Source organism: Collinsella sp. TF06-26 (assembly GCF_002232035.1).
Classification (GTDB): Bacteria; Actinomycetota; Coriobacteriia; order Coriobacteriales; family Coriobacteriaceae; genus Collinsella.
In genome coordinates, this window is record NZ_NKXR01000007.1 from 22476 (window position 1) to 46775 (window position 24300).

The 24300-nt window shown below is 57.7% G+C and carries 22 protein-coding genes and 2 pseudogenes; 11 read left to right on the forward strand and 13 right to left on the reverse strand.

What is annotated here, in order from left to right; all coding sequences use genetic code 11:
- Nucleotides 1–13: 13 nt before the first annotated feature.
- A pseudogene (locus CHY22_RS05300) lies at nt 14–337 on the forward strand (transcriptional regulator); the annotation flags it as partial.
- A 357-nt stretch (nt 338–694) separates the two neighbouring features.
- Here CHY22_RS05300 and CHY22_RS05305 read toward each other — a convergent pair.
- The 4 genes from CHY22_RS05305 to CHY22_RS05320 all read right to left on the reverse strand — a co-directional run bounded on the left by CHY22_RS05305 (nt 695) and on the right by CHY22_RS05320 (nt 3268).
- On the reverse strand, nt 695–1243 hold the full coding sequence (locus tag CHY22_RS05305; RefSeq protein WP_089572802.1) for a GNAT family N-acetyltransferase: 549 nt from the start codon (nt 1241–1243) through the stop codon (nt 695–697).
- Nucleotides 1244–1485: 242 nt separating this feature from the next.
- Nucleotides 1486–2394 carry a radical SAM mobile pair protein B gene (locus tag CHY22_RS05310; protein ID WP_089572804.1) on the reverse strand — a complete coding sequence of 303 codons (909 nt, stop codon included), beginning with the start codon at nt 2392–2394 and terminating at the stop codon, nt 1486–1488.
- Nucleotides 2382–3071 (reverse strand): radical SAM mobile pair protein A, encoded by a 690-nt coding sequence (locus CHY22_RS05315; protein WP_055252677.1) that lies wholly within the window; start codon nt 3069–3071, stop codon nt 2382–2384. Before CHY22_RS05315 ends, CHY22_RS05310 begins: the two co-directional genes overlap by 13 nt.
- Nucleotides 3068–3268: a hypothetical protein gene (locus CHY22_RS05320; RefSeq protein ID WP_089572807.1), complete on the reverse strand. Its 201-nt coding sequence runs from the start codon at nt 3266–3268 to the stop codon at nt 3068–3070. Before CHY22_RS05320 ends, CHY22_RS05315 begins: the two co-directional genes overlap by 4 nt.
- Before the next feature lie 142 nt (nt 3269–3410).
- Here CHY22_RS05320 and CHY22_RS05325 point away from each other — a divergent pair, with 142 nt between their 5' ends.
- Nucleotides 3411–3761 (forward strand): TetR/AcrR family transcriptional regulator, encoded by a 351-nt coding sequence (locus CHY22_RS05325; RefSeq protein ID WP_089572809.1) that lies wholly within the window; start codon nt 3411–3413, stop codon nt 3759–3761.
- Between the two features lie 28 nt (nt 3762–3789).
- Here the strand turns inward: CHY22_RS05325 and CHY22_RS05330 are convergent, their stop codons facing one another.
- The 3 genes from CHY22_RS05330 to CHY22_RS05340 are packed head-to-tail and all read right to left on the reverse strand — an operon-like array spanning nt 3790 to nt 6344.
- A complete protein-coding gene (locus CHY22_RS05330; protein WP_089572812.1) occupies nt 3790–4638 on the reverse strand; it encodes a hypothetical protein in 849 nt (282 codons plus the stop codon).
- The gene (locus CHY22_RS05335) at nt 4626–5324 is read right to left on the reverse strand and encodes a hypothetical protein (protein ID WP_089572814.1); all 699 of its coding nucleotides are present in this window, start codon (nt 5322–5324) and stop codon (nt 4626–4628) included. Before CHY22_RS05335 ends, CHY22_RS05330 begins: the two co-directional genes overlap by 13 nt.
- A gap of 3 nt (nt 5325–5327) precedes the next feature.
- Nucleotides 5328–6344: a hypothetical protein gene (locus tag CHY22_RS05340; protein ID WP_055252415.1), complete on the reverse strand. Its 1017-nt coding sequence runs from the start codon at nt 6342–6344 to the stop codon at nt 5328–5330.
- 92 nt (nt 6345–6436) lie between these two features.
- Between CHY22_RS05340 and CHY22_RS05345 the strand changes: the two genes are divergently transcribed.
- The 3 genes from CHY22_RS05345 to CHY22_RS05355 all read left to right on the forward strand — a co-directional run bounded on the left by CHY22_RS05345 (nt 6437) and on the right by CHY22_RS05355 (nt 9196).
- Nucleotides 6437–6997: a TetR/AcrR family transcriptional regulator gene (locus tag CHY22_RS05345; protein ID WP_089572815.1), complete on the forward strand. Its 561-nt coding sequence runs from the start codon at nt 6437–6439 to the stop codon at nt 6995–6997.
- 198 nt (nt 6998–7195) lie between these two features.
- Nucleotides 7196–7726: an NAD(P)H-dependent oxidoreductase gene (locus CHY22_RS05350; RefSeq protein WP_055252412.1), complete on the forward strand. Its 531-nt coding sequence runs from the start codon at nt 7196–7198 to the stop codon at nt 7724–7726.
- A gap of 180 nt (nt 7727–7906) precedes the next feature.
- On the forward strand, nt 7907–9196 hold the full coding sequence (locus tag CHY22_RS05355; RefSeq protein WP_089572817.1) for an ATP-binding protein: 1290 nt from the start codon (nt 7907–7909) through the stop codon (nt 9194–9196).
- Between the two features lie 99 nt (nt 9197–9295).
- Here CHY22_RS05355 and CHY22_RS05360 read toward each other — a convergent pair whose 3' ends face one another.
- Nucleotides 9296–11536 carry a DNA gyrase subunit A gene (locus CHY22_RS05360; protein ID WP_089572818.1) on the reverse strand — a complete coding sequence of 747 codons (2241 nt, stop codon included), beginning with the start codon at nt 11534–11536 and terminating at the stop codon, nt 9296–9298.
- A 45-nt stretch (nt 11537–11581) separates the two neighbouring features.
- A complete protein-coding gene (locus CHY22_RS05365; RefSeq protein WP_055252409.1) occupies nt 11582–13579 on the reverse strand; it encodes a toprim domain-containing protein in 1998 nt (665 codons plus the stop codon).
- Between the two features lie 234 nt (nt 13580–13813).
- Here CHY22_RS05365 and CHY22_RS05370 point away from each other — a divergent pair, with 234 nt between their 5' ends.
- The 3 genes from CHY22_RS05370 to CHY22_RS05380 all read left to right on the forward strand — a co-directional run bounded on the left by CHY22_RS05370 (nt 13814) and on the right by CHY22_RS05380 (nt 15469).
- On the forward strand, nt 13814–14374 hold the full coding sequence (locus CHY22_RS05370) for a sugar O-acetyltransferase (protein WP_055252408.1): 561 nt from the start codon (nt 13814–13816) through the stop codon (nt 14372–14374).
- A gap of 270 nt (nt 14375–14644) precedes the next feature.
- Complete coding sequence (locus CHY22_RS05375) at nt 14645–14875, forward strand: helix-turn-helix transcriptional regulator (protein ID WP_055252407.1); 231 nt, start codon at nt 14645–14647, stop codon at nt 14873–14875.
- A 9-nt stretch (nt 14876–14884) separates the two neighbouring features.
- Nucleotides 14885–15469, forward strand: coding sequence for a hypothetical protein (locus CHY22_RS05380; RefSeq protein ID WP_055252406.1), 585 nt, complete (start codon nt 14885–14887; stop codon nt 15467–15469).
- Between the two features lie 90 nt (nt 15470–15559).
- Here the strand turns inward: CHY22_RS05380 and CHY22_RS05385 are convergent, their stop codons facing one another.
- Nucleotides 15560–19927, reverse strand: a complete 4368-nt coding sequence (locus CHY22_RS05385; protein WP_089572820.1) for an Ig-like domain-containing protein — start codon at nt 19925–19927, stop codon at nt 15560–15562.
- A gap of 155 nt (nt 19928–20082) precedes the next feature.
- On the reverse strand, nt 20083–21087 hold the full coding sequence (locus CHY22_RS10140; protein ID WP_199408748.1) for a helix-turn-helix transcriptional regulator: 1005 nt from the start codon (nt 21085–21087) through the stop codon (nt 20083–20085).
- Nucleotides 21088–21196: 109 nt separating this feature from the next.
- Here CHY22_RS10140 and CHY22_RS05395 point away from each other — a divergent pair.
- A pseudogene (locus tag CHY22_RS05395) lies at nt 21197–21262 on the forward strand (hypothetical protein); the annotation flags it as partial.
- A 74-nt stretch (nt 21263–21336) separates the two neighbouring features.
- Here CHY22_RS05395 and CHY22_RS05400 read toward each other — a convergent pair.
- A complete protein-coding gene (locus CHY22_RS05400) occupies nt 21337–22488 on the reverse strand; it encodes an ATP-binding protein (protein ID WP_089572824.1) in 1152 nt (383 codons plus the stop codon).
- Complete coding sequence (locus tag CHY22_RS05405; protein ID WP_281491818.1) at nt 22485–23159, reverse strand: response regulator transcription factor; 675 nt, start codon at nt 23157–23159, stop codon at nt 22485–22487. Before CHY22_RS05405 ends, CHY22_RS05400 begins: the two co-directional genes overlap by 4 nt.
- 90 nt (nt 23160–23249) lie before the next feature.
- Between CHY22_RS05405 and CHY22_RS10275 the strand changes: the two genes are divergently transcribed.
- Nucleotides 23250–23396 (forward strand): CD1871A family CXXC motif-containing protein, encoded by a 147-nt coding sequence (locus tag CHY22_RS10275; RefSeq protein ID WP_035136962.1) that lies wholly within the window; start codon nt 23250–23252, stop codon nt 23394–23396.
- Nucleotides 23389–24300, forward strand: a complete 912-nt coding sequence (locus CHY22_RS05415; protein WP_089572828.1) for a 4Fe-4S binding protein — start codon at nt 23389–23391, stop codon at nt 24298–24300. The genes CHY22_RS10275 and CHY22_RS05415 overlap by 8 nt, the downstream gene beginning before the upstream one ends.

Genomic DNA, 24300 nt, shown 5'->3' on the forward strand with positions numbered 1-24300 from the left:
ATCAGCGTCTACGGTGCGCTACAACATCGCGGGCAAACCGCCTGACAAGCCGAGCATTCTGATCGTTCCGTCTATGAGCTACGTTGCCGTGCGGGGCAAGGGCGATCCCAATGCCGAAGGCGGCGCGTAGCAGAACGCGTTGCCGCTGCTCTACGGCGTTGCCTATACCATAAAGATGTCGAAGAAAGGCCTGCGGGAAATCGAAGGCTATTTCGACTTCGTCGTGCCGCCGCTCGAGGGCTTCTGGTGGCAAGACCGCGCCGATGGCGAGATCGATTACACGAGGAAAGACGACTTCAACTTTATCTCGTGCATCCGCCTGCCCGATTTCGTCACTTGCGATAGTTAGTGGTCGGGGACGTTCTTTAACGACTAGTCATTTAAGAACGATCCCAATGACTATGCTGCTTGCCTTCGTTATCTGACGACCTGGACGGCAAGTGCGCTCAACTGGATAAGAAAAAGCCGGGGAAAACGTCCCTGGCACTTGGAAGCCTTGCTTGCGGAAAACCAATTATTTTTAAATCATGGGCTGTGCGAAAAGGCAAGTACATGAAACGATCGCTCCAATGGCGAAGCCCCAGCCTGCGCGCCAGCCCATAGGCAAGCCACCTGAGACCACTCACTTTGCTCACCGCTGACGAAGACTTGCGACCTGGGGTTTGCGAGCTGCTCGCAGAACCCATGTTGCATATCAAGCTTTAGACTGACTCAGCCAATCACTTCTCGTCAGGCAAGTGATCTGTTCTGTACGGATGTCGCCCATCAGCTCGCAGCAGACGTCCTTGCGGGTGTGGTGCCAAACAAAGCCGCATTTTTCCTGAACGCGTTTCGATTTCTCGTTCCCGTCGAAATACCCGCACCAGATTTTGTCCAGTTTCAAGTCCTCGAAACCATGGCGGACGAGCTCTCGAACCGCCTCCGGTATCAGCCCCTTGCCCCAGAACGGGACGCCGATCCAGTAGCCTATTTCTCCCTCAGTGTCCGGAATCTCCTTGTCGGACCGCGCGCCAATCATCAACCCTATGCTTCCGATGGCCCTGTTGTCTTCCTTCAGGCAAACGGCGTACGTCTCCGGCGCGGAAAACACGGTGCGGATGATTTCGGCGCTGTCGTCAACGCTCGAGTGAGGCGGCCAGCCGGCAATCGGCCCCACCCTGTCGTCCTTCGCGTATCTGTACAGGTCCTCTGCGTCCGTTTCGGCCCACGGGCGCAGTATCAGCCGCTCGGTTGCCAGTTGCATATCCATCTCCATCGACCACTTTCGATTGATGCTCAGTGCCCATTGTATTCGCTACGTTTAAACTCGGCACAGGGGATACTGGTTTTCCGTGCGAAAACGCTCATGCCGCCAAATTGAGCGACCGCCTGTACTGCAGCGGGATCATCCGCCCGAACGATCCCTTAATCCGTCGCCCGTTGCGCCAATCGGCAGAAGCCACGCGTGGACGCTAATCGCTCGAGCGAATCGTCGTCGGTTTCCGTTTAACGATTTCTTTTTCCGCTATTATCCGACCCTCGGACTTCCTCGTGATAGAAGTAGTCCACGATCACCGGATGCCCCTGGGGGACTCTGCCATAAGGCATTTCGTTGTCCACAAAGGGGCAATCGTACTTCTTGGCCATTTCCTCGGCTTTTAATTCAAGCGCTTCAAAATAGCTACGGTTGCGCTTGTTATAGATCTCATCGTAAAGCGGTACGAGATTGGGATGTTTCTCGGCGATATAATCCAGGATCGCTTTTTTGAAACCACCCCGAAGATTGAGATTTTCGAGCCAAAACAAATCGCACCGATCCTTTACTCGCTCAAAAATCATCTCAAAATCCGTGATGCCGGGAAATACCGGGGACACGAAGCAGACCGTACGGATACCTTCGTCATACACCTGCTTCATAGCAGCGATACGACGCTCGATGCTCGACGCGGAGTCCATATCGTTCTTGAAGTTCTCATCCAGCGTGTTGATCGACCATGAAACGGTCACTCGTCCAAGCCTCTTCAGCAGATCGATATCCCGTACCACAAGATTGGACTTTGTGCAGATCAGAATATCTGCATCGCTGCCAATCAGCTGCTCCAGGAGTTTCCTGGTATTCCCGAATCGCTCCTCCTGTGGATTGTAGCCATCCGTCACAGAACCGATAACCACCCGCTGTCCAGCGTATTTCTTCGGATTCTTGATTTCCGGCCAATGCTTCACATCAAGAAAGGTGCCCCATTCCTCCTTGTGTCCGGTAAAGCGCTTCATAAAGGAGGCATAGCAATACTTACAGGCATGCGTGCAGCCTACATAGGGATTGACCGAGTAGCCGCCTACCGGCAGGCTGGACTTGGTCATGATGTTCTTTGCTTCCACCTCATTGATGAGGATTCCATCGATCACTTCCGCCATGTTCTCTGCACCTCCAGCACTCTTTCGAATTCTTCCGGCAATTCCTGAATCATGTTTTCGTCCCCTATGACAGAGACGAGGTCTTCCTTCATAAACATTGGAATGCCAAGCGCGTGCGCCTGGTCCGTCAAAGACCATGCCCACTCCGGTTCCGTATGAACCTTCCTGCTCTGCGCCCCGGTCATGGTACCGACGACGATCCAGTTGATTCCGGAAAGGTCGACCGTACCGGGATCGTCGAATAGCGGCTCAAAAGTAACGAAGAAGTGATTTGCTTTGACGTTTTTCCGAAGGGCGTCGATACGCCACAGCTCCGCTTTCCTCGTCACCGTAACGCCGAACCATGCGTTTTCCAGGTCGGTATCTAAATCCAGCAAATCGGGTCTCTTGGTCAGGAACAGGAACTGATGCTGTGGATTCTCATGGATCTTTGCAAATACCTCGTCTCGCCATTCCAGCTTCCACCCGGAGAGATCGCTCATGCCGGTAAGGAGAAAGTTCTGCGGGCGTTTCTTTTCCATCATCTTGAGCTTGCTCGGGAAGAACGCAGGATCAGCGAAGTCGTCAATCATATGCCAACGTTTCACATTGTTACGGGCATAGCAATATGGACACCCCACCGTGCAGCCGATGACGATATTCATATTCTGAATCTGATTTTTGATGCAGATACTCATAACGCCTGCCTACCTGCCTCTCCCGTAAACACGCAATCAGCCTCCCCCACCTTGCGGGCAAAAGCCTCGATATCTTGCTTGCAAGCAGCAGGCTCGCAATCGCTCAAATCGTATGACGTGCCGCCGTTTCGATAGACGGCCCGATGGGAAAACGATCGGCTGACAAGCCCGATGCCGAGCTTCTCGCACAGGGTCATCCGTGCTCCCTTTCAGCTATAAAAACAGGTGTCTATAAACAGTATCCTTGTTGATTTTCGCAGGGGCAATGAACAAACGCGTGCACCTGTCGATAAACGAACAGCTACTGGACATTGTCAAACGACTCAGATTGGAGAGGCGATGGGAGAAACCAAGATCGACCGCCGGCGGCGCTACACCCTCTCGGTCATACAGGAGGCGTTCTTCGCGCTGCTGGCCGAGGTCGGCTTCGCGAAGATGACGGTGGCGGACATCTGCCGCCGCGCCGAGATCAACCGGGGAACGTTCTATCTGCATTACGAGGATAAGTACGCGCTGCTCGATGCGCTTATCGACGAGGCCCCGAGTTCGCCCATGCCCAGGAGCTGCTCAACGCCTATTCCGAAGGGGGCTTACTGGCGGTATCCGCTCTTCGCGATTCCGATAACCCATCGTGACCTGCGATTCAGGAATACCAGCCTCCGAGCCCTCTCGTTCGGAGGCTGCGGCTAAAACCTCATTGCGCGTCTACCGCTCCGCGTTACTCGCCACCTGCCCGCGCCACCGAGAGCAGGGCGCCCAAATCGGCCTGGATCGCCTCCGCCTTGCTTCCAAGTTGCAACGGAGCGGAGCCGCTCGAGATGTTCACGCTCAGCAGGTGCGCATCCGGCAGCTTTGCGGCCATGCTCCAGAACGGGAGCGTGATGATGCCGGGGGTCATCTCGCCTACGCCGAGCTCCAACAACAGCACGCGGCGATCGCTGTGCTCGCACACAAAGCGCTCGTATCGTCCGAGGCTCTCGCGCCAGGCCGCACCCTGCAGAAACGTGTCATCGCGCACCCACGGCACAAGCTGCCAGCCGCAATGCGGGCATCGGGGGATATCCTCGCTGAGGACCACGAACCCCGCCATGCCCGCGAGCATGCGTTCGACGTAGGGGCTCGCGTCGAAGAGCTCGTCACAGCATGGCTGCTTGCACTGAAGGTGCGCGAAGCTTCCCTGATAGTTACAGGTTCTCTCGTCGGGAAACGTCTTCTCGACCTGGGTGTCCACATTGGTGCTCAGGATGAAGTAGTCCTTATGGCCGATGAGGGACCGTAGGTCGAGATAGGGCTGCGAGTCCGGCTCGCGCAGCATGAAGTCGATGTATCGCGCATAGTATGCCCATTGCTGCTCGAGGCTGGGGTAGAGGTGGTAGAAGCCGTCGAAAAGGCTCTTGAAGCCAAAGGCTTGCTGCCAGTCCGCCATTCCTGCGCGCGCCATGCCCGCGCGGTTGTAATGGTTGAACCCGGCGGCGCTCGACATGCCCGAGCCGATGCCGACGATGATGGCGTCGGCATCGTCGATAAGGCTTCGAAGCCTACGCGCTTCTCTTTCTAGGGGTGGCATCGGGCGATCTCCTCGAAAGCCGGGGCCATATCGCCGTCAACGAGAATCGTCTCGCACGAAGCGTCGGGCGCCATGGCCTGGCCGTAGTTGAACACGATGTAGGTGGCGTGCTCGCAGGCGTTCGCGATCTGGGCGAGCATGCGCTTTATGACGCCGTTACGCAGTCCCACGCCAAGTTCGAGGATGGCGACCCTGCCGTTGCGATGGGCTTGCACAAGGTGCTCGAGCTCCTCGAGCTGGGCCGTGGCGAGGGCGTCTGGATGGGCGAGACGCCGCTCGTCGATCGACGTGCGTATGCTCCCCTCCGTCTCGAGCACGCGCTCCTCGTCGAACCCGGCGCGCGCGAAGTGCCCGTCGATGTTGCATGTGACCACGAAGGTGTCGGCGTGCTCCGTAAGACGCCGCAGCCCGTTCATGAGCGAGCCGGGCTCATATTCGAGATACTCCTTTTGATGGAACCGCTCGGCCCATCGGCGTCGCACGCTGGCATCCGGGGAAGCGAGCCCCTGCAGTATGCAGCCGATGCCGTCTGCCTGGGCGAGGTCCCCGTACGCCTCTTGGAAATGAGCATCGGCGCAGAAAAGGTTGAGCCCCTCCGCCATGTCGAGTCCGTTGCTAGCGCCGATGATGACAAGATCCGCTTCGGCTAGCGCCCTGCCTATGCGAACTGCTTTCGCCGTCTCCATGCGCTACCTCCCCAGCGTCTTGCGCACGTCGGCGAGCACGTCGGCGATGTCGGCGCGAACGGCGAGCCCCCGATCCTCGATCGCGCGGGGGAGAAACTGCGTCTTGTTGTTTACGGCGATGTAGCTGGCCTGCGGTAACTGCGCCGTGAGGGCCCAGAACGGCTCCTGGATAAACGCGGGCGTCATGCGGCCCACACCCAGCTCGAGGAAGAGGATCCTCTGCCGTGCGTGCGCGTCGAGCCATTCGGACACCTTGCGGTACTGCTCCTCGTAGAGTTCGCCCTGCAGGAAGTTGCCGTAGCCGCGAACCCAGGGGAACGCCTCTGCCCCGCAGTGCGGGCAGCGCGGCACGAGCTCTGTCGGAACCTCAAGGCCGTCTCCCATGGCCTCTACCATGTTGGAGACCGGCTCGACCGCATCCCACACCGCGTCGGTGCAACAGCGGGAGCACTGAAAGAAGCGGTGGTCGCCTTGGATCTCTGCCACTTTCTCCCAGGGATAGAGCTTCACAAACTGCGTGTCCTGGTTGGTGGTGAGCACGAAGAAATCCTTCTCGGCGAGAATGGCGTCGAGGTCCCTGTAGGGCTTGCGCAGCGGGGCGTTGAGCGTGGTGTCGAGGAAGGTGGCGAGGTATCCCCAGCGCGCCTCGGCGGTGGGCCAGCGGTAGAACGACCCCTCGAAAGCGCCCTTGAAACCGTAGCGCTCGGCGAATTTGCCGAAATGCTTGCGATAGGTCGCGTTGTCCTCGTAGTAGAAGTCGCCGCCGCCCGCCGCGGAGAGCCCGGAGGCCCCGCCCACCAGCACGCAATCGGCTTCTTCGATCATACGGGCGAAGTCCTCGATTTGCTGGTCGTAGGGCTCGGGCTCGCGGTCACTCAGCTCATAGGGCGTGCTGCCGCTGCGGTAGGCGGCATGAAGGGAAAACGATCGGTTGGTGAGCTCGATAACGAGCTGCTCGTACAGGGTCACTGGATACCTTCTTTCAGCTATTATAAACAGGTGTCTATAAAAAGTATCCATGTCGATTTGCTTAAGAGCAATGAACAGCTTCGGCCTGCTGTCGATAAACGAGCGTTTGCCGGGCATTGTCGAGCGTTGCAATTGGAGGGGTAATGGAAGCGGGGAAGATCGATCGTCGCCGACGCTATACACTCTCGGTCATACGGGAGGCGTTCTTCGCGCTGCTGGCCGAGGTCGGCTTCGCGAAGATGACGGTAGCGGATATTTGCCGCCGCGCCGATATCAACCGTGGCACGTTCTATCTGCACTACGAGGACAAGTTCGCCCTGCTCGACGCGCTTATCGACGAGGCCTTGGCGGCGGTGCCGCCGCTCGAGGGAACGGAGGCGGGTGCCCTCTGCCAGCGTCCGCCGGCAAACGATGACTATTATCTGCTCTACTCGGATGACGACGCGTACGCCCGGGTGGCACAGCGCGTCGTCGAGCGCGGCGCCGAGCAGATGGTTCCCTCGATCATGGAGGAGACTGGGCTTTCGCGCGAGGACGCCTATCTGCTCTTCGTCCACAACGTCCAGGGAAATCTCGCGGTCAACCGCCTGCTCGGTTGGAGGCGAGGGCCCGAGTTTGCTCACGCTCAGGAGCTGCTCAGCGCCTATTCCGAAGGGGGCATGCGGGCGGTATCGGCTCGTCACGATCCTCGTAGCTCGTCTTGACCGCATGTCATTTCAGGTAGGTGGCGTTGCTATGGGCCCTCTTTGATTTTCGACGTTGTATAAGGCAATCGCAATCGTCTTGAGCTTCTTTAGGGAACTTGAACAAGAGATATGGCCTGCTGGCGATTGATTAACACCATTCGTTTTGGTTACAAGAAAGCATGCTGCGCGCCTGCAGCATGAGGGAGAGGGAATCCTATGAATATCGTTGTATTGAGCGGCAGCCCGCGTAAGGGCGCTAATACCGATACCATGGTCGAGGCGTTTGCCGAGACCGCGCGTGAGGGCGGCCATACGGTCGAGGTCATCCGCGTTGCCAGCAAGAAGATCGCCGGCTGCTTGGGATGCCAGTACTGCTTCGCCCATGAGGGCGTCTGCGTGCAGAAGGATGACATGGCCAACGTGATTGAGTCGCTGAAAGACACCGACATGGTTGTCTTCGCTTCGCCTATCTACTGGTTTGATATCACTGCGCAGGAAAAGACCGCCATCGACCGCCTGTACGCCTTCGGTGCCACGGGATTCCCGTTCACCAAGACGGCCCTTTTACTCGATAGCCACAGCGAGGGTGTCTATGATGCGGCGATCGCTATGTACAAGTCAACCTGCGCGTACTGCAAGTGGGAGGACCAGGGCATTGTCACCATCAGCGGTATGACCGAGCGCGACAGCATGGCATCCTCGCCCAAGTTGAAAGAGGTGCGAGAGCTCGCTCGCAAGCTTGCCTAAGGACAAGAAGAACGCATGGCAATCAGCGTTGGTGGAAATGCTTGCTGTCCTTACCGAGAGATAGGGGCGAATTCCCTCAAGTGCCGTATAGAACAATTTTTAAACGCAGAAAAATAACTGAAAACAAATTAATCCGCGTTAAAATATTGTCAAATAGAAGTTCATGAGGGAAGGTTGCGTATGCGTCGCAAGGCAGACGAGCTCCTTAGGGAATGGCGAGACAGAGCTGATAGAAAACCTTTGCTGGTCAAAGGCGTGCGCCAGTGTGGCAAGACCTATTTGCTCAGAACGTACGCCCAGGATCTTTTCGAATCGGTTGTCTACGTTAATCTTGAGAACGACCGGTCGGCGCGAGCGGATTTTTCGGGCGGTCTTGACCCTCATTCGATTGTGCGCGCGATCGAGGCTCGTACGGGACAGCGTATCGTGCCTGGCAAAACCTTACTGTTCATTGACGAGATCCAGGCATGCGAGGAAGCGCTCACTTCCCTTAAATACTTTTGCGAAGATGCTCCTGAGTATTACGTTGCGGCTGCCGGGTCGCTTCTTGGGGTTGCCATTAACCATCAGTCGTATTCGTTCCCCGTCGGAAAGACCGACTTGATTGAGATGACTCCACTCGATTTCGAGGAGTTTCTCTGGGCGATGGGGCACGATCAGCTGGTCGACGAGATACGCTCATCATTCGAGATAATGGGTCCTCTTGCGCCAAGCCTTCATGAAAAGGCGCTTGGGCTCTATCGACAGTATCTTGTTGTTGGCGGAATGCCCGAGGCGGTCCAAACGTACATCGATGATCAGTCAATCATTGATGTGGCCGAAAAGCATCGGATTATTCTCGACGGATATTCCGCCGACACCAATAAATATGCTGATGAGCGCTTGAGCGCAAAGACGCGTGCGTGCTTCGATTCCATTCCACAGCAGCTTGCCAAAGAGAATCGTAAATTTCAATACAAGGTAGTGCGAGCGGGGGGCAATGCGTCTCTCTTTGGAGATGCTCTCGATTGGCTTGTATTGTCGGGTACGGTGGCGCGCTGCAGCCTAGTCGGGCAGATCGAAAGCCCCTTAGAGGCCTTCGTTAACCCTTCTGCTTTTAAAATCTATCAGGCGGATACAGGGCTGCTGGTCTCCAAGGCCGGTGCTCAACGCGCCGATATTCTTGCCGGTATCGGCGGCACATTCATGGGTGCACTTACCGAAAACTACGTTGCCCAACAGCTTTCAGCCATGGGTTATCCACTGCATTATTGGGCGCGAGATAATCGTGCGGAAATCGACTTTGTAGTAGAGAAGCAGGGATGCTTGTCTGCGATTGAAGTCAAGGCGGGGGAGAACACAAGATCTCGAAGTCTGTCCTCACTTAAAAAGACCCATCCGGGCGTGCGCCTTATCAGGCTATCGACTAAGCCCTTTGGAATGAATGATGGGCTTATGTCTGTTCCGCTTTATGCGGCATTTTGTCTATAGGGATGATGCTGGTGTAATGCATGGGGCCCGGGGCGCAGCGTTTACTGCGCTCCGGGCCCCGCTGCTTTGTAAAACCATGACGGTTTAGTCGCCGTTGTTTTAGTCAAACAAACTCGGCATGTCATTTTCCTTCATGAGGGCGCCGGCGGAGGGCAGGCTCTGCGCGGTGAACTTCTCGGCCGAGACGCCGGCGCCAAGGATTTCCTCGGTCGTGCCGACGGTGGTGACCGAGCGGCCCTTCTTGGCCGTAAAGGCCTGGACGCCCTGCGTGTTGGTGGTCGTCTTGGTCTTGAGCAGCGACGTGTTGAAGTTCATCAGGCGGTAGTCGCTCGAGACCAGCGCGAGGTCGCGGTCCTCCTTGAGCACCTGCGCATACAGCAGCTTGCTGCCGCCGTAGATGGCGTTCTTAAGGCGCTTGCGGTTGGTCTTGGTAGCGTATCCAGAAAGCGCGACACGCACCACGCGGCCGTTCTCAAAGACGAACAGCACGTCGGCCTTGTAGTCCTCGGGGTCGATGACCCAGATGACGCTCTCGTCGGGTTCCATCTCGAGATCGGTCGGAAGGTACGAGCCCAGCTGGGCCGACTTGGTATCCTCAAACGCCGCGACCTTGCACTTGTACACCTGGCTCTTGTTGGTAAAGACCAGCAGCTCGTGCGTGTTGGAGGACGGGAACTCGATAAAGGGTTTGTCGCCGTCCTTGTACTTGAGCGTGGTCGCCTTCTTGAGCACGCGGTCCGTCATCTTCTTGAGGTAGCCATCGCGCGAAAGCATGATGGTAACCGGGTACTCCTCGACCTCGGGCTCCAGGCTTACCTCGATAACCTCATGGGGCTCGATCCTGCCCGTGCGGCGCGGCATCACGTACTTCTTGTTGACCGCGGCCAGCTCGTCGCTGATGACCTTCTTGATGTTGTCCTCGCTCGAGAGGATCTCCTCGAGTTCGGCGATCTCACCCTCGAGCTTGGCGATGTCCTTGGTGCGGTTGAGGATGTACTCCTCGTTGATGTTGCGGAGCTTGAGCTCGGCGACAAACTCGGCCTGGGTCTCGTCGATGTCGAAACCCTTCATAAGGTTGGGTACAACCTCTGCCTCGAGCTTAGTGCCGCGGATGATGGCGATGGCCTTGTCGATGTCGAGCAGAATTGCCTCAAGGCCGTGCAGCAGGTGCAGGCGCTCGGACTTTTTGCCCAGGTCAAAGTTAATGCGGCGACGCGTGGACTCAATACGCCACTTGACCCACTCGTGCAGAATCTGGCGCACGCCCATAACACGGGGATAGCCGTCGACGAGCACGTTGAAGTTGCACGAGAACGAATCCTGCAGCGTGGTCGAGCGATAGAGCTTGGCCATGAGCTTGTCGGGGTCGACGCCGCGCTTAAGGTCGATGGCGATGCGCAGACCCGAAAGGTCGGTCTCGTCGCGGATGTCGGCGATCTCCTTGACCTTGCCCTCCTTGGAGAGCTTGACGATGCGTTCGATGATGACATCGGTCTTGGTGGTGTAGGGGATCTCGTACACCTCGATGATGCGCTCTTCGGGAATCCAGCGCCAGCGGGAGCGAATCTGGAAGCTGCCAAGACCGGTCTCGATGATCTTCTCCATCTCCTCGCGGCGGTAGATAATCTCGCCGCCGGTCGAGAAATCGGGCATGGGCATGTACTCGAGCAGGTCGCAGTCGGGGTCCTTCAGGTAGTGCATCGTGGCGGTGCAGACCTCGTTGAGGTTGAAGCCGCAGATATCGGACGCCATAGCGACGCCGATGCCCTTGTTGGCCGAGACGAGGATGTTGGGGAACGTGGTGGGCAGCAGACGCGGCTCCTTCATGGCACCGTCGTAGCTGTCAACGAAGTCGACCGGGTCCTTGTCGATGTCTTTGAAGATCTCGGCGCTGATGGGGGAGAGCTTGGCCTCGGTATAACGCGAGGCGGCGTAGCTCAGGTCGCCCGAATAGTACTTGCCAAAGTTGCCCTTCGACTCCACGAAAGGAGCAAGCAGCGCCTCGTTGCCCGTGGCCAGGCGCACCATCGTCTCGTAGATGGCGGCGTCGCCGTGTGGGTTGAGCTTCATGGTCTGGCCCACGATGTTGGCGCTCTTTTGGCGCTCGCCCTTGAGCAGGCCCATCTTGTACATAGTGTAGAGCAGCTTGCGGTGCGAGGGCTTAAAGCCGTCGATCTCGGGGAATGCACGCGAGACGTTGACGCTCATAGCGTAGGGCATGTAGTTGACCTCGAGCGTCTGCGTAATCGGCTGGTCGGTGACCTCGGAGTGCAGGCCGATGACGTTCTCGGCGTTGACCTGCTTTTTCTTGGGCTGGTTCTTCGTCTTCTTCTTTGCCACGATTTCCTCTTGAACTTCTTATGGGCCGTCGTTATCGATTTGCTGCTACTGCAGGTCCAGCTGGTCCAGGTATTCCTTGCCGTGCTCGGAGATGTGACGCTTGCGGCCCGTCTCGTCGTTGCCCAGCAACAGGTTGAACATGGTCTCCATCTTGGTGACGTCCTCGGGTTCTACCTTGATCAGGCGGCGCGTCTCGGGGTTCATGGTGGTGAGCCACATCATGTCCGGATCGTTCTCACCAAGACCCTTGGAGCGGTTGATCGAGCACTTCTGGTCGCCAATCTCCTTGAGGATGCCGTTCTTCTCGAGCTCGGTGTAGGCAAAGTAGGTCTTCTCTTTGCAGTTGATCTCGTAGAGCGGCGACTCGGCGATATACACGTAGCCCTCGTCGATAAGCGTGGGCACCAGGCGATAGAGCATGGTGAGCACAAGCGTGCGGATGTGATAACCGTCGACGTCGGCGTCCGTACAGATGATGACCTTGTTCCAGTTGAGGTTGTCCAGGTCAAAGGCGCCAAGGTTCTTGATGCGCTTGTCCTTGATCTCCACACCGCAGCCCAGCACGCGCATGAGGTCCATGATGATGTCGGACTTAAAGATGCGCGGGTAGTCCTCTTTCAGACAGTTGAGGATCTTGCCTCGGACGGGCATAACACCCTGGAACTCGGCATCGCGCGAGGTGCGGATGGCGCCTGCTGCCGAGTCGCCCTCTACGATGTAGATCTCGCGACGGCTCTTGTCCTTGGAGCGGCAGTCGATGAACTTCTGCACGCGGTTGGCCATGTCGGTCTTCTGCTGCAGATTGGTCTTGATGCTCTGGCGCGTCTTCTCGGCGTTCTCGCGCGAGCGCTTGTTGATGAGCACCTGCTCCATGATCTTGTTGGCGGCGTCTTTGTTCTCGATCAGATAGGTCGAGAGGCGCTCCTTAAAGAATGCCGTCATCGCCTGCTGGATAAAGCGGTTATTGATGGCCTTCTTAGTCTGGTTTTCGTAGGACGTCTGGGTGGAGAAGCAGTTGGTCACCAGCACCAGACAGTCCTGGACGTCCTGCCACTTAATGCCGCTCTCGTTTTTGTTGTACTTGCCCTGTTGCTTGATGTAGGCATCGATGGCGCTGGTCAGAGCACTACGGGCGGCCTTTTCGGGCGAACCGCCGTTCTCGAGCCATGACGAGTTGTGGTAGTACTCCTGCATCATGAAGGTGCGCGAGAAGCACATGCACGCGGTGATCTTGACGTTGTAATCGGGCAGGTCCTCGCGGTCGCGACCGCGACGGTCAGCCTCGATAAAGAAGGGCTCGGTAAGGTAGTCGGTACCGACCTTCTCGAGCACGTAGTCCTCGATGCCCTTGGGATAGCAAAAATCCTCTTCGGAAAACTCGCCATCGTCGCCCTCAATGCGCAGGCGGAAGGTCACGTTGGCGTTGACCACGGCCTGGCGGCGCATGGTCTCGCGATACCAGTCGTGGGGAATGCTGATGGAGGTAAAGACCTCAAGATCGGGGCGCCACTTGATGGTGGTGCCGGTGCGGTCCTCGTCGCTGGGCTCGATCTCAAGCGCTTTCTTTTTGGCGCCAACGACCTTGCCTTTCTTAAAGTGCAGGGAGTACTTGTTGCCGTCGCGCCAAACCGTGACGTCCATGTACTCGGATGCGTACTGGGTCGCGCACGAGCCCAGGCCGTTGGTACCGAGCGAGAAGTCGTAGTCGCCGCCCTGGTTGTTGTTGTATTTGCCACCTGCGTAGAGCTCGCAAAAGACGAGCTCCCAGTTAAAGCGCTTCTCGGAGGGGTTCCAGTCGAGCGGGCAGCCGCGGCCGTTGTCCTCTACCTGAATGGAACCATCGCGAAAGGCGGTAAGGGTGATGAGCTTGCCGTAGCCCTGGCGCGCCTCGTCAACGGCGTTGGACAGGATCTCGAAGGCGGCATGCGCGCAGCCGTCGAGTCCGTCCGAGCCAAAGATAACGGCGGGGCGCAGGCGTACGCGCTCCTCGTCCTTGAGCTGACGAATACTGTCGTTACCATAGTTTGCGGTGTTTTTTGCCATGCTCGCTCTCTCGATGCTCCTTTGCTGCGTTGTAGTCATATAGATAGTCAAGGTAGCATAGCCCAGGCCTCGGACGATTCCAACTAACACGAATTCCATCGAACGCGCGTTCGGAGTCGGTGACCTTTAGCTTCTGCGGTCATTCCCTGCGCGGCGTGGTGCTCGTGTTAAAACCGTGGCTTATCGGCTGGTAGAATTGCCGCATCAAGACTGTATGTTGTTTGAGGGGGCGCAATGACTGAGAAAGAGAAGATGGAGCGCGGGGAGTGGCATGATGCCAACTTTGACGAGGAGCTCCTGGCGCAACGCGCAAAGGCGGAGGCGCTCTGCTATGACTTTAATATGGCAAAACCCGGAAGCGACGCGCAGCTTGACGCTTTGAAATCCTTGCTCGATACCGATCTTCCGCAAGGGCTGACGGTCCTTTCGCCTGCCTACTTTGACTACGGGAGCAAGACGAGCTTTGGTGAGGGCTGCTTTGTAAACCATGGCTGCTACTTTATGGACGGCGGCTCTATCACCTTTGGTGGCAACGTGTTTATCGGGCCGTTTTGCGGCTTCTACACCGCTTCGCACCCCCTAAAGGCAAAGGACCGCAACTTGGGTCTCGAGAAGGCTCTGCCTATTGTTGTAGGCGATAACTGCTGGTTTGGCGCGAACGTATCCGTGTTGCAGGGGGTTACCATCGGCAGCGGTTGCGTAATTGCCGCGGGCAGCGTCGTGACGGAAGACCTTCCGGACAACGTGGTGGCGGCAGGCGTTCCCGCGGTCGTCAAGAAGATCATCGAACAATAACGGAGCTATTAAACGATGGGGCACGCATGGTTCCGGCAAATCCGGTTATTGGCGTGCGCGTTGGCCATGCTGATAAGTTCCACTTACTCGGGTCCTTCCGACTCGGTTTTGTCCGAGGAAGATTGAATAGCGAATCGAAATTGTTATGTCCACATGGCGATGGCGGACATGGTTTCCATAATGACAGATATAGTTGACATCTTGTGAAGGATGCAATATATTTCTGTCATGTTGCAACGGATATCTGTCCATTACTACGAAAGGAACTCCATGCCGGGCAAAAAGAACCTACGCATGAAGGCGGCACGCGCGGCGGCTGGCCTTTCGCAAGCTGACTTAGCCCAAGCCGTGGGCGTTACGCGCCAAACCATCGGCCTTATCGAGGCGGGCGGCTACAACCCCACGCTCAATTTGTGCGTGGCAATCTGTAAGGCGCTGCGCGTTACGTTGAACGACTTGTTTTGGGAAGACGAAACCGACGCCGACCCTAATGCTCTTTAGGAGTTCACTATGAAATATGAAGATCTGAAAATCGTGCAAAAGTGGCGTGAATATGCCGGCCCAAAGGATGAACGCCTGGAGGCTGAGAACGCGAAGATCTACAAGATTGGCTTCGTGCTGCTTTCGTTTGGCATGTTGATGATCTTTTTCTACCAGTTTATAGCTCGACAGGTTACGTGGGTTCACAGCGACGCTAGTGAAATGCCGCATGGCTTTGCAACGCCGTTCGAGGCAGCCATGTATTTGTGGCTCGTTCTCGTGATGTTGATTTGCGCAGGACTGCAAACGCGGAAGGGCTATGTCGATACCAATCGTTTTGGGCAAACCGAGCATCTTCCTGTTGGATATTTCCTGCTTGTCAGCGGTCTTAGCGGCGCCGCGTTCGCGCTTGTTATTGCCGCAATGCGCTGTATCGCTGAGGCGCAGATCGTACCGCTCGAAAGCGTCTTTTGGTTGGCGAACCTGGTCACGGGCGTGTTCTGCGGTGCGACGATTTTCGCGGCCACGTTTGCTGTCCTGTGCGCAACGTTTTTCACGGCGAAAAGACGCCGTGCCAAGCTCGAGGCAGAACTCGACTCCTCAGACGACATTTAATGCGCAATGGGCTGGCTCTGGGTATTCAGAACCAGCCCATTTTGATGTTCGATGAGCCGAGTCGGCGCCTCTCACAAAAGTAACTAGGAGCTAGCGAGGCCTATCCGAATTGTCCTCATTGGCGGTGTCTTTTTCGAGCGCCATGCGGCGGGCGCTGTAGGCGACAAGGCCGGCACCAACTGCGGCGAGCGCTGCTGCGGCTGCGGTTAGGGGGACGTTGCTGTCGCCCGTGCCCGCAAGCGCGCCCGCTTTTCCGGAGCGCTTGTTATTGCCGTGGTCCTTGCCACTGCCGGAGCTGCTTCCGCCGGAGCCGCCGCCCTCGTCAGTACCGCCGCCACTCGAGCTACCATCGCCGTCTGCTGTCATCGGGGCGTCGTGAAGTCCTGTCGTATCCGCGCTGTCGCATACGCCGACCTGAACTTCTGAGCGTTCGCATGCCGCGTCGGGCACATGAAGCTCGTGCAGAACGGCACTCAGCGCCGAGTTTGCGCCCGGTCGGATCTCCTCGAGCGTTACGGGATCGAGCGCCACCAGATTACGCGCCTTCGCATACAGCGTGACGCGTTTGCCCACTTCGTCGCTCCAACTCTCGGGGATGGCGAAGCTCATGCGGAACTGTGCCGTGCAACCCGGTGCCAGCACGGCGTTGCCGTTGTCGGCTACCAGCGGGTGCGTTGCAAAACGTGCGCCCAGCGTCTCGAGCGCGTACTTTACGTGTGCCATGTCGTTGGCCGAAGCGTCTTCGGCAAGCTCTGGATCGTAGATCGAAGCCATGCGTGCGTTCGCTCCGAATCCGATGGATGCGCTGGAGAACGGCTGGCTGGAGCCCTCTCGGTACAGATCGATTGTGCCGGCAGTCAGCAAAGTGTTGCCGTCGTTTCGCACCGTGACCATGAAGGATTCGCCTGCTGCTCCGGGCACCACCGCGCCCGAGGTAGCGACCGCGCCCGTCGGAGTGGCACACGCCACCAGAGGCACTTCGATGCCGTGCAGCTCTGCCTCGCTCTTCTCCGCGCTCACAATGTGCGTGGCGAGCGCGGAGAGCATGCCTCCCGACGTCAAAAATGTCGTTATCTGATCGACGGGATGGTCCAGCTCGCACATCACGAACGGCTCCGTGAACAGATCGCCTGCCAAGGTGCTGGCGAAGATGCGGAAGTGCTTGCCCATTACTGCTACCGGGTTGCCTTCTTCGTCGTAGGTTTGCCCCACCTTGCCATCGGTGTTCTCTACATAGAGCGCGCACCTGCCGTTGTTGCTTACGCTAAACGATGCCGGGCCACAGCCTGCGGCACCCACGGGCTGCGTTGCAAATGCCGATGCGCCTCGCGTCCAAGTAATATGCTGCAGCTGCTCGTTGACGGTGGCCAAAAAGCCCGAATGTTGTGGCCACGGCACCGCATGGGGCACCGTGGCGTCTGGTGGCATAACGCCCCAGCCCGCAATGGACTGGCCGATCACGGCGTACGATGCGCAGCCGCAACCGTCTGCGGTCTCGTACGCAACGGGCACCACCATTTTGCCGTTGATATTCTCGGGCTCGCTCAGCTCGATACTCGACGGTGCCTGCGGAAAGCGAAGAACTTGGCGGAACGTCAGGCTGTCGCCCAAATCATCCGACCACAGGGTAAAGCATTCCAGCGCAACCTCGGCCTCGCTGCCGAGCGCCTTCTCTGCGGTGGTTCCGCGGCGGTGGAGGTAGGCACCCGACAGGCGCCCGTCGACCAGCGTCTTGCCTGCCGTGATGCGCGGGCACTGCAGGCAATGGTAGCCATCCTCCTGAAGGCGGCCGCGCGAGATGCTGCGCCACGACGTGTGCGATATCACGCGAACTCCGCCGTTGCTTATGCGCAGGCGCACAACGGACAGTATGCCGGATGTGCTCGCCGCATCGAAAAGGGTGTTGTCGCCGGCGGGGCGCTCGCCCGAGACCAGCAGCACGTAGGCGTCCTGGTTTCCCCTCCCGTCTGTATATTCCACCACATCGAAGTCGTAATCGAATATGCCGTCGCGCTCCACGTCGCCCTCGCCAAACCCAAGGGGAAAGTCCACGGGCGTGGGAGCGGACCACGTGCCGTTTGCCTTTGTGTGCACCACTAGGCGCGAGCGTCCATTGTCGCCGTAGCGCACCGAGGCGATACGGAATAGGCATTCTGCGCCGGCAATCATTGCCAGCTTCATGTGAGCTTCGCTGAGCACGCCAGTAAACAGCACGTTGTCGCTCGAGGGCTTGATGCCGCCACGCTCGTCCTCCGATACACCGGCAGAATTGGCGTTGGGGTCCGCAACGGCGTTCGTCGCCTGACCGATGTAGGTGTACTCATACATCGGCGCGGCGTTTTCGTCGTTCTCTACCAGTGCGTGGACGAAATGCTCGATCTGTCCCGTGTCGTCGCTCTCCGCGTCCGCCTCGAGCTCAATGCGCGTGACCGCTTGATCCCAATCGCGCACGACAGGCGCGGCGTTTACGGCAGTGGCCTTAACCTCGGCGCGTGCGAGCAGCTCGGCGTTGGTGACGATGGTGGCCGATGCGATAAATTGCGGCACACCACCTGCCTCGGCGTTGCCGGGCGTGCCGAAGCAGGCATCCAACGTATAAGGCGTATTTCCACCCAATGCCAGCTCAGAGCGCTGGAGTACATACTGGTCGCCATTGTTCACCGACATATTCCACGAATCGATGAGTGTGGGCCACGACCCCGACCAGGCCTTGGTGGTCCATTTGAACATCACGAACTGGAGTATCACGTCGACATCGACGTCTGCGCCCACGCGCAGCCGCGGAAGCTGGTGTCCATCTGCCTTCTCGTACCCAATGAACAGTGTGAGGGATGCGGCGCCACGCACAGCGGACGAAGCGACGCCTGCAGCGCCGGCTCCAAAGGTGACGGCAAGTCCGATCTGGATGGTGAACGAGCCCGACGTGTTGGAATAGTCGAGCGAAATGTTCTTGAAAAACGCCGCGCCGCTACCGTGCGTGTGGGCGCCCACGGCGAGCGTCAGTTTTGCCAGCACCCAGGGGTTGACGTTTAGGAAAAACGGCACCGGTCCCAAGGTGAACTGCTCGGTCCAATTGAGGTCGGTTCTTACCTGGAAGAGGGCCTTAATATTGCCGTATGCGGGGTCGTTGTTGTTACCCCAGGTTTTGCCTACCCAATCGTAGGCGAGCGAGCCGTACAGCTGTGTGGCGATATCCATCGTGAACAGCGGCGTGCAATGGTGGCGAAGGAGCTTGGTGTTTCTTGGATCGGTGCCCGAACCGGCACTCATACTCTTGTACTGATTCCACTTCCCCTCCATCTCGTCGAGGTAGCGGTTTGCCTGCTTGGCGCCCGACTCGCGCGGCGATTTCTTCCAGTATTCCGGATCAGGGTTGCCCGAATCGTTCATATAGCTGGCTGGTTTGTATCCTCCACCAAACAGCACGTATCCAGCAAACGAGAAATCAAAGAGGATCGGAAATGTGGGCATCCAACACGTGAACTTATTACCACCGATGCCGGGAAACGCCGCTGGGAAATCAAACGGAGTGACCTCTTGGTCCATAGTGGTGGGAATGATGGTGGTCGAGCCCGATTCTGCCTTTGCGGCCGGCGCGGTGACAACGGCCATGGGGGATGAGAGCGTGTAGGTTTTGCCCTGATAGTTGAGGACAAAGCGCAGCTTGCATCCTTCTTCCAGAAGGCTCGACGCTGCATCGAGGAACTTGTCTTCGAGCGTGAACGTCGCCAGATTATCCGCGCCCGATGCGCTGGCTTTGACTTGGCCAATCTGCGTGACGGTTTCGGTTGAGCTGCCCGCAGCGGGCATCACTTTATTGATATGCAATGTTGCCTGCCCGCCCTGCGGCAGATGAGCCTGCACGGTAAAAGCGTGCGTGTCGGGCTGGTCGTTTGCTGCTTCGTCCGCTGGCATTGCCATAAACGTGGCGTCGGCGTACTGGATGTCCCATTCGTCGAATGTGAGCTGTCGAAAGTACGGCTCGCCGTCGGAAAGCGGACGCGTGGGCGCGGTTATGGCGGTGCCGCCCTGGATACGCGCAAGGGGAATCTCGACATCGCGGTAGCCCGCCATGCTAATGGAGATGCCGCCGTTAAAGTCGTACGCGTCAAGGAGCGTTGCCTCGTCTACGTAGCCTTCCGAAAGCGAGGCAATCTCAAAGATGGCCGTGCCTTCTTCATCGGTCGTGGCGGCGAGCTGCTTGCCTGCGGCGTAGCGCGACGTGAGCGTGACCTTGGCACCTGCGATAGGCGTATTCTTGTTGGCGACGTCGACCACGACCACGCCAAACATGGTGCGCGAGAGAACGAGCACCCTGAAGGGGTCTTTTTCGTCGGCATAGGCTTCGGTGGGCGCGAACGGCAATATGAAGGCGTTTGCGCTGCCCGGCACGCGAGGCAGCATGATGCCTGCCAGCGAGGATGCTCCGGCGATAAGTAACGAACGGCGATCAAGCATTTTGGGCTCCCATCCCGCAGGTATCGGTGGAAATAATCCAATTTTGCGAGAAGGTGCCCCGTGGCGGTAGTGCCGTTCAAGGGTCAAAATGTCCAAATTGATCGAGCGAAGCGCTGGGTTTCGGAACGCGTTCGATGCGCTTGGCAGCCCGGTCGCTAACGCAACATGTGCGCGACCAGCTCGGCGCGTGTGCCGATGCCAAGCTTTGCATATACGCCGGATAGGCGGTTTTTAACTGTGCCCGGCGACACGCCCATATGGCGTGCGATTTCGGCGTTGGTCCACCCACGGCAGGCGAGCATGGCCATGGTGAACTCCGTGGTCGTTAGATCGTCGGCCACGTCCTCGCCCGAATCGGGGTTGTGGATGCGCCGCCAGCCGTAGCTGAATCGATACGTGATCTCGATGATGCGAGCGAAATCGTCGGGGTATTGCGATTTTAAGCATGCCTCGATAAGCCCCTGCAAAAGGCCGTGGTGCTCGCCAATGAGCTCGATAAGGCCGTCGGGACGCGCAATGTCCCAAGCGGCTCCGAAGTGTGCCTTTGCGGCGTCGACGTCTTTGAGACTCATGCAGGCCATGGAAGCCGACAGGTGCAGGAACAGCTCCGAGATGGGATAACTTCCCTGTTTCATGATCAGGGCGTTTTCCGCCATGCCTAGACTGCGGCCATATTCGCCGCGCAGGTACAGGGCATGCGCCATCACGTAGCTGGCGAACAGGCGCAGGCCTTCGGGCAGATGCGCTGCAAGCGGATAAAACTCTTCGGCGGAATACGGGGAAGGCAAGTGCAGCAGGACGCTCGCGGCCGAGGCGAACAGGATATGCGTGGCGTGGACGGCGGGTGATTCCTCGTCGGCCGGCGTATCGAGGATGCCAGCAAGGCAACGGCGGGCATCGGCGATACGGTTGAGCGACAGACTGGCATATCCGCAGATAAAGCATGCGGAATAGCGCAGCGCGGGGTCGGTGGCGTCAAGATAGGAGCGTGCTGTCTTGGCGGCGAGTGCGGCCTGTCCGCGAAAGTACAGCGCTTCTGCCGTGGCGATGGTGCGTGAATCGGGGCCGGAAATGCCTGCAACCGCAGCGTCAATCTGCCCCGGCGCAAAGGCAGTGCACATCAACGGCATGGGAACGCATGGGTAGCCATCGCAGTCCATCTTCCATCTCCCAACAGCTGGCAACAATAGCAGCAATTGTACTCCTGTTGCTCGGGACTGAAATTTGTGGGTATCGCCTGCGATTATGCCGAACGTATAAAGGGAGGTTCCCGGCATCTGTCGTGTGTGCTACGACCTCACGCCCAAGCCTGTCGGCACCGTTGAGTGGGAGTAAGCTTCTACTCTTTTGGGCGAATTGCATTGATGGAGAGGGGGTCCCGCACAAACGCGTGCGGGACCCCTTTCGTTTTACTGATCGGTTAACGCTACAGATCGTTTTGGAAGGCTTGCGAGCATAGTGGTCCCGTTCTCGGAACTTGCTTCGACCTCTACAGCGCCACCGTGAAGCGCTGCAATCTCCCAAACGAGCGCGAGTCCGAGTCCTGCGCCGCCGTATGCCCTGCTGCGGGATTTATCCAGGCGAAAGAACGGTTGGAAGATGCTCTCGCGGTACTGCTTGGGTATTCCCGGGCCCTGGTCCTCGACTCGCAGGAACACGCGGCTGTTGTTGTCGCAGATGGAGACGTTGACAGTCGAGCCGGGGCGGCTGTAACGGATGGCATTTTCGACCAGGTTAAACACCAGCCGATAGAGGAGCGTGTCGCTCCCGATTACTAAAGCGTCTCCAGCACAATTGAGGGCTATGCCCTTATTTTCGGCAAGTGGCGCAAGGTCGGTGAGGACCTCTTCGGACAAGGGACCAAGTTCAACATCGTCCTCGCAAGGAACGCTGCGGAGCTCACTCATCTCGAGCAACACCTTGGTCATCCGCGACATCCGCTCAGTTTGTTCTTGTAGCAGGCCGAGCAGCTCGGCTGTTTCGGGTTGCAAACCGGAGTGCTCGGAGATGAATAGTTCAATCTGTGCTTGCATAAGGGCGAGCGGGGTGCGAAGCTCGTGTGCGGCGTTGCCGGTAAACTGACGCTGTGCAGAGAACCCTTCGCCAAGACGAGCGATCATGTCGTTGAAAGAGGCGCTGCATCGTTGTAGCTCGGTGGGCACATCTTCATTGAGTCTGATTTCGCTTAGGTTGTCAGGTTGCACACGCTCAACCTGAGCTGCAAAAGCCCGTAGCGGTTTGAGTGCACGGCCGCTCACAAAGTATGCCAGCGCGCCGCCAAGGAGTGTGACTCCAGCCGTGATGTACCAGGTTGTCGTGCCAAAAGACTCCTGTGCGTCGTTTACGACGATCGTGACCTTTTCATCGAGGGTCGCTTTCGTTGGGTCGAACGCTTGGGGCGAATCTTCACCGGTTGCGTTAAAGGCCGAGATGTCACTGCCGATGGCATCCATGTAGCGCATACCCGTATAGCCGACCAGGCAGTTCGTCAGCACGCACGCCGCGCACGTCAGCAGTGCCGTCATGATCGTTATGCGCCATTGCAGCGAAAGCCCTTTCATTCGCCATCCTCCATAACGTAGCCCTCTCCAATCCGATTGCGAATCGGGTCGTATCCCAAAGCGCCGCGCAACTTTTTTCGGAGCGACGAGATGTGAACGCGGGTTGCGTTGCTAAAGCTGTTCACGGTGCTATCCCAAACGTGCTCTATAAGCTCCTCTTGGCTTACCGGTCGCCCCTGATTAAGCATCAGGTATTCCAAGATTCCCGTTTCCTTGCGTGTAAGAGATAGAGCCTCACTGTCCACGGAAGCGATGCGCGCCTTGGTGTCAAAGTTGAGCTTTCCGCAGGTTAATACTATGTCGCTTTGTGCGAAGCGCCTGAGGGTAAGGCTGCGGATCCTTGCCGCAAGTTCGTCCAGATGAAACGGCTTGGTAAGGTAATCGTTGGCGCCGGCATCGAGTCCGGCGACTTTATCGGATACTTCGCCACGTGCGGACAGAATCAGTACCTTGGTCTCGCAGTCGGTTTTCCTAAGTTCCCTGAGCACGGTCATGCCGTCGATACGGGGGAGATTGAGGTCGAGCACCACGAGGTCAAAGACTTCGACGCCCAGCAGGTCGAGCGCCTCCTGTCCATCGTGACAGCAGTCGACGCTGTACGCCAAGTTTCGCAAGCTGTGCGCGATTGCATCGCACAGTGCTCGCTCGTCTTCGACGATCAAAATACGCATAACAGTCTCCTTGCACATTCCATATCGCGCTTAACACGGATTTTATAGCCGATATGGTCCAATGGTCGCGTAACGAAAGGAGTGGTCGTGTTGTTCAAAGCGGTAAAACCCGTGGTACAGGTCGCTTTGTTGATCGTCGGAATTACCATGGTGTGCTTTGGTGTTATGCGTGGCGAGGCGGATGCCGTGCTGGCCAAAGCGATTAGGCTGTGCTTGGAGTGTATCGGAATTGGATAAAAGAAAAAACACCGGATCGCATCTTTTGGCGCGATTTCGCGGATTGATTCAGGCGGCGGCGACGCTTGCGACCAATATTCATCTGCCCAATTTTGCCAAGGGAGGCATTTACCAAGGGGCGGGCAAGGCCGTCTGTGTGCCGGGACTCAACTGCTACTCGTGTCCGGCGGCTTCGGGTGCGTGTCCCATCGGCTCGTTTCAGTCGGTGGTGGGCTCGTCTAAGTTTAGCTTTTCGTATTACGTCACCGGAACGCTCATTCTGATCGGCGTACTGTTGGGGCGTTTTGTATGCGGCTTTTTGTGCCCGTTTGGATGGCTGCAGGAACTTCTACACAAGATTCCCGGCAAAAAGCTATCAACGAAAAAGCTCAAGCCGCTCACGTACATCAAGTATGCCGTGCTGCTGTTTGCCGTGGTGCTGCTGCCTGTCTTGGTGGTCAACGATGTGGGCATGGGCGACCCGTTCTTTTGCAAGTACATCTGCCCACAGGGCGTGCTCGAGGGTGCGATTCCGCTGTCCATCATGAATACGGGAATCCGCTCCGCGCTGGGAAAGCTCTTTACCTGGAAGCTCGCGATTCTCATTGCGGTTGCGGTGCTGAGCGTGTTGTTCTACCGCCCCTTCTGCAAATGGATCTGCCCCCTCGGTGCGTTTTATGCGCTCATGAACAAGGTGTCGTTGTTGGGGATTCAGGTTGACCAGTGCAAATGCGTTTCGTGCGGCAAGTGCGCCAAGGTGTGTCTGATGGACGTGGACGTTACGCGTACGCCCGACCATGCCGAGTGCATTCGTTGCGGCAAATGCGTGGGTGCGTGCCCCGTCGATGCCATTAGCTTTCGCTACGGGCTGGGCGTGACGGGCGACAAGACCGCGCAGTCCGCGCAGGACTGCGAAAACAAATAG